Origin of the sequence: Leptolyngbya sp. FACHB-36 (assembly GCF_014695955.1) — a bacterium.
In the GTDB taxonomy this organism is placed as follows: Bacteria; Cyanobacteriota; Cyanobacteriia; order Leptolyngbyales; family Leptolyngbyaceae; genus FACHB-36.
This window is the reverse complement of sequence record NZ_JACJPG010000166.1, coordinates 1-5,550: the sequence shown is the minus strand read 5'-3', so window position 1 is coordinate 5,550 and position 5,550 is coordinate 1. Positions and strand designations below refer to the sequence as shown.

Genomic DNA, 5,550 nt, shown 5'->3' with positions numbered 1-5,550 from the left:
GTCAGGTTCGTCTGGTTTAGGGTTGCTCCAGTTAGGGTAGCGCTGTTTAGCACTGCCTCAGATAAATCTGCGTTGGTCAGGTCTGCATCCCGCAAGTTCGATCGACTTAAGTTGGCTTTGCGGAGCGTCGCCCCTCTTAGCGTCGATCGCCACAAATTTGCTCCGCTTAAATCGGCTCCGATGAGCATCGCCTCAGATAAATCTGTCCCGGTTAATTTCGCTCCGCTGAGACACACATCTGTTAGGTTGGCTTGTCTAAAAACAACCCCATTCAAGTTCACATCAATTAAGGTTGCGCCTGACAAATCTGCCTCAAATAAAATTGCCTTTCTTAGGCTGGCACCTCTAAGGTCTACTTCGGACAGCCTCGCACCGCTTAAGTCTGCGGTGCTGAAATCTCGTTCTCCTCCTGCATAGCGTTGCAGGAGTTCTTTAGTGTCCATAGCCGTGAACTCTCTTTCGTTAAGTTCTAATTAGCTGCTGCCTGAAGGCATTTTTAAACTGGAGTGAGGCTTCAGTCAGACTTACAGTTTTGCGGATTCACTCCCCACTCAATTGTTGCGATCGCCTGAATCTTCAGTAAGGATCAGTGCAGCGCAACCATAGGAATTCAGCAACTCAGTAATTGCCTAATTAGCTGAACAAAATTAAACTGAACATGCCGTAATTACTAGCAATTAACGATTAGCTAATCGCTAATTAGTAGATTAGTAAAACCGTTACTTTTAATTCTGCAAAACTTGATCGCCATCCGCTAATCTTTTTTATATTTATTCATACGCATTATGAGTATCGCTATGGCTGCACCTTCTATTTGGCAAACCGCGATCGTCCCCGTTGAGCAGGGTCCATCCAGCGTTCTAGATAGCTGAAGCCTTGGGACGAGAGCAGCGTTAATGCCAGATAGATCAGCGCGATCGCGAAATAGAGTTCAAACGGGCGGTAGTTCTCTGCCACAATTAGCTGCCCGCGTCGAAATAGCTCCTCGAAGCCGATGATGGCAACCAAGCTGGTGTCCTTGAGCAAGCTGATGAACTGGTTGCCCAGCGGCGGCAGCATCCGGCGAAGCGCCTGCGGAAAGACGACGAATCGCAGGGTTTGAACCGAATCCAGCCCCAGCGATTCAGCGGCTTCGGACTGTCCCGTTTCGATCGACTGAATTCCCGCCCGGACAATTTCTGCAACATACGCCGCGCAATTGAGGCTGAGAGCCACGATCGCCGCTAGGAAGCGGTCAAAGCTAAACGTCAGTCCTAACGCTTGAAACGCGGCAGGAATGCCGAAGTAAATCATAAAAAGCTGCACCAGCAGCGGTGTTCCCCGGAAGAAGTCAATATACACCGCCGCCGCCCAGCGCAGGAGTCGCACTTTGGACAAGCGGACAATGCCAATTAGCGAGCCACCGACCAAGCCAAGGATGACCGCGATCGCCGCAAGCTGTAGCGTGATCAGCGTTCCGGCTAGCAGCGGCGGCAGCGACGCGAGAATCACCTGAGTGGAACTGGGAATGGCGGTCGTGTTTCCTGTTGCAGAGGCAGGCGCAGTGGCGGGCAGTTCCGGTGGCTGAGCATTAAACCACTTCTGATAAAGCTGCGCGTAGGTGCCGTTGCTTAAAATAGCGCCAAACCCCTGGTTAATTCGCGGCAAGTTGGGAGAATTGCGCGGCGTGGGAATGCCGTAGAACTCCTCAGTCAGCAGTTGATTGACAACGCGAATGCCCCTGAGGTTGCCTGTTTTGATTGCATACAGCATGACGGGCGAGTCGTTGATCACGGCATCCACGTTGCCGTTGCTGAGTTCCTGAAGCGTCAGCACAGCGGCGTTAAACGTGCGAATGGTTACCCCCGGAATTTTCTTAGCCGCGTCTGCGCCAGTGGTGCCAATCTGGACGGCGATCGACTTGCCGCTTAAGTCTTCGAGTCGGTTAATGTTCTGAGTCCCTTCGCGCACCGCGATCGCCAAGCCCGCTTTGAAGTAAGGACGCGAGAAGGTGACGACGTTCGATCGGGCAGGCGTGATCGTCATTGCCCCGACTGCCGCATCTACAGTCTGCGCCTGCAATGCGGGAATAATGCCGTCGAACGCGATGCTTTGAAACTGGACTGTAAAGCCTGCTTCTTTTCCGATCGCCCGAATCACATCGATGTCAAAGCCCTGAATTTCGCCGTTGGCGGCGCGGAACTCGAACGGCGGATACACTGGCTCTACCGCGACCCTCAGTTCGGTGCTCTCTGTTCGCCCCATGCTTACAATTAGCAGCAAACAGCTTAAACTCAACAGCAACGATCGCAGCAGTCGGCGCACAGTTGTCATGATCTAAATTGGCTAGAGGACAATCTCTCCTAAAAAGGAGAGATGCGTGAAGCAGATTTTATCTATAACTGGATTAATTCATTGAACTCTGAATCTGTCTGGAGTTCCATTTTTGGTTTTTTGAGCTTATGAGCACGCCCCCAGTTCTGTTTGAGCATGTCGAGAAATACTACGGACCCCTGCATGTTCTGAAGGGGATTAGCGGTCACGTCGATCGTGCGGAAGTGCTGGCAGTGATTGGTTCGTCGGGCTGCGGCAAAAGTACGCTACTGCGCTGCCTCAATCGGTTGGAAACGATCGATCAGGGACGCATTGTTGTCACAGGTATCGAGCTGTCGCAGCCAGCCCTGACTCGGAAGCAACTCCGCGATGTGCGATCGCAAATTGGCATTGTGTTCCAGCAGTTTAATCTGTTTCCCCATTTAAGCGTGCTGGACAATTTGACGCTGGCTCCGCAGCAGGTGCTAAACCGATCAAAGCAGGAAAGCCAGGAGCGGGCGCGATTTTATCTGGAGCAAGTCGGGCTAGCAGACAAAGTAGATGCATATCCGGATCAGTTATCTGGGGGGCAAAAGCAGCGCGTGGCGATCGCGCGTAGCTTGTGCATGGAGCCGCAAATTATGCTCTTTGATGAACCGACGAGCGCTCTGGACCCGGAACTGGTCGGTGAGGTGCTGGAGGTGATGCAGCAGCTTGCCGATAAGGGCATGACGATGGTGGTCGTCACTCACGAGATTCAGTTTGCCCGCGATGTTGCCAATCGCGTGCTGTTTTTGGATCAGGGCTTGATTGTGGAAGAGGGTCCGGCGCGTGAGGTGCTAACGAATCCACAGAGCGATCGACTCCACACATTTCTCCGCCGAATGCGTCAGGCATGATTTGCGCGATCGGGTCTGTAAACGTTTCCATCTCAACTCGTCTCTAATTGTTAATCTAGAATCGTTAATCTAGCAGGTGCTGCTGCGCCCAGATGACTGCCTGAATGCGATCGCGCACCCCTAGCTGACTCAGAATTCGAGTGACGTAATTTCTCACGGTTCCTTCGGTTAAGTGAAGCGCTTCAGCAATCTCACGATTATTGCTTCCTTTGCCAATCAGCCTTAACACGTCTAATTCTCGCGGCGTCAGGAGTGAATCTGAGACCGCCGATGAAGGCGGGCTACATTGAAGCCGAGCAAAGACCTTGGGAGCGATCGAGGGACTCAGTTGAGCGTAGCCCAAGTAGACCGAGCGGATGGCACCCACAAATTGCTCATCTGGCGTATTTTTCAACAAGTAGCCGAGTGCACCCGCCTGCAGCGATCGCTGAACATCATCGCTATCTTCAAACATCGAGAGAATCAAAATTCGGACGAAAGGATAGCGGCGATGAATTTCGCGAGTTGCCTCTACACCATCGCAGACGGGCATTCGCATGTCCATCAAGACAACATCAGGCTGAAGCGTTTCAGTTAACTCGATGGCTTCTTGCCCATTAGCGGCTTGCCCAATGACGACAAAATCGTCTTCGATCGACAGTAATGCAGATAAACCTTGCCGAAAGATTGAGTGATCATCTACCACCAAGAGTCGAATCATCGCGGAATTACAATATGAATCTGTGTCCCATTGCCAACGGCGCTGTCGATCTTGAGAGTGCCGCCCAGCAGGGTGACTCGTTCTACTATCCCTGTTAACCCAAATCCAGATTGTGTCTGGTGTAGCTCAAATCCACGACCATTATCCTGTAATTCCAGCAGAACTTCATCAGCCGTAGCGTGTCCTCGCAACTGTACTGAAGATGCCTCTGCGTGTTTTTGAATATTGATCAATCCTTCTCGGATAATGCAGTAAAGATGATGGCTGATTTGTGGCGATAAAACGGGAAAGTTAATGTCGCAATCCAGGGTCGAAGCAAGATTGGGCAATCGTTGTTCGATTAGTTCTGCGATCGCCTGGTTGAGATCAAACTGGGGACGACGTAATGTTTGTACAGTCTGTTGCACCTCCTCAATCGATTGGTTTGCCAGTAGTTTAGCTGTATTAACGGCTTGTAGCGCCTCAGAGTTGCCGTCTTGAAGTGCTTTTTGAGCGAGCGATAGATGAATTCTGAGTGCCGTTAGCGTGTGCCCCAGAGAGTCATGAATGTCGCGGGCGATGCGCGATCGCTCTAGGGCGGTGACTAAATCTTCCACCTGTTGAGCTAGCTTTTCAGCGCGATGTCGGCTGGTCTGTTCTCCAATAATTGCAAAACTAAGCGGAATAATAAAAGCACTCGCGGTAAGGTGACTGTATAAAGCTCCAGTTGCAAACTGAAGAACATGCCTGGATTGTGAGGGGTCAAGTACCCAGAATGGTTCAACATGAACAATGGTAGGCATTGACCAGACTGCAACTAGAATTGCAGCGACAACCGATGCACCTGCGGTAAACAAAGCAAATTTGCGATCGAGTAGAAAACAGCCTTTAACAATATAAAGATACAGAAAAAAATCAAACTCAAATCCTTGTGAATTGGCTAAAAGTGCCGCTAAAATGCCTGATGCGATATAGGTTTGTCTAATCCAAAGCGCTGCCCGAACTGGAAAAAGATAACTCAGTACCAGATAGACAGATAGTAAAGCGACCTTCTGCAAAAGAGTTCTACCTGCAATCCCATAAACGCTGTTAATCAACTCGGTGCAGAGATAGGTTGTAATGAAAAACAACTCCATGTAGCGCAGGATTTTGCGAATGGAGGGAGAAGCGGAAGAAACCAGAGTCATGGGAGTGAGTTCAGAAGGGCAAGCTAGCCTCACAATAATGGCTTCAAGCTTTTTGTCAAGATGATCCAGCTCATGATTTCTCCTGATTTAATCATGACAAGGAGCACTTATGCCGGAGTGATTTCCTAAGATACACTGCCCCTCAATGTCGATCTAAGAGGGGTAAAATGCTGCGAGCCTGGTTACTCACCCTTGATGTTCTAATTCGAATCGGACTTGTAAAACTGCCTCAGCAAGACCGATCGGATGAGTTAGAGCTACACCACTGCAACCGAAACGCAGATGAATCTCTTTACAAATGCTGCGCCTCTGAGATTGATAATGCTGAGAATTACACTGATTCAAGAAGCTAGCCTATTGAAGTGAAATGAAGTGAAATTGTCTAACGTTCCCAATCAGCGGCGATAGATGCGACTGAGACGAAGCACAAGGTTCTGCTCATCCGATGCATTGGGATTGTTGTACCGCGCAATACAAGACTATACAGCTTTTT

General features: G+C 50.1%; 5 protein-coding genes. 1 reads left to right on the top strand and 4 read right to left on the bottom strand.

Annotated elements, in window-relative coordinates:
- Together H6F43_RS02550 and H6F43_RS02545 are read right to left on the bottom strand one after the other, a co-directional pair.
- Positions 1 to 443, bottom strand: a 443-nt coding sequence (locus tag H6F43_RS02550) for a pentapeptide repeat-containing protein (protein ID WP_190340436.1), incomplete at its 3' end; no start/stop codon positions are given.
- 367 nt (positions 444 to 810) lie between these two features.
- On the bottom strand, positions 811 to 2,313 hold the full coding sequence (locus tag H6F43_RS02545) for an ABC transporter permease subunit (protein WP_190340435.1): 1,503 nt from the start codon (positions 2,311 to 2,313) through the stop codon (positions 811 to 813).
- A gap of 128 nt (positions 2,314 to 2,441) precedes the next feature.
- Here H6F43_RS02545 and H6F43_RS02540 point away from each other — a divergent pair, with 128 nt between their 5' ends.
- The gene (locus tag H6F43_RS02540) at positions 2,442 to 3,191 is read left to right on the top strand and encodes an amino acid ABC transporter ATP-binding protein (protein WP_190340434.1); all 750 of its coding nucleotides are present in this window, start codon (positions 2,442 to 2,444) and stop codon (positions 3,189 to 3,191) included.
- Positions 3,192 to 3,255: 64 nt separating this feature from the next.
- On the opposite strand, the gene H6F43_RS02535 is transcribed toward H6F43_RS02540, so the two are convergent.
- Both H6F43_RS02535 and H6F43_RS02530 read right to left on the bottom strand, forming a co-directional pair.
- Positions 3,256 to 3,891: a response regulator transcription factor gene (locus H6F43_RS02535; protein WP_190340433.1), complete on the bottom strand. Its 636-nt coding sequence runs from the start codon at positions 3,889 to 3,891 to the stop codon at positions 3,256 to 3,258.
- Positions 3,888 to 5,057: a sensor histidine kinase gene (locus H6F43_RS02530; protein WP_190340432.1), complete on the bottom strand. Its 1,170-nt coding sequence runs from the start codon at positions 5,055 to 5,057 to the stop codon at positions 3,888 to 3,890. Before H6F43_RS02530 ends, H6F43_RS02535 begins: the two co-directional genes overlap by 4 nt.
- Positions 5,058 to 5,550: the final 493 nt, after the last annotated feature.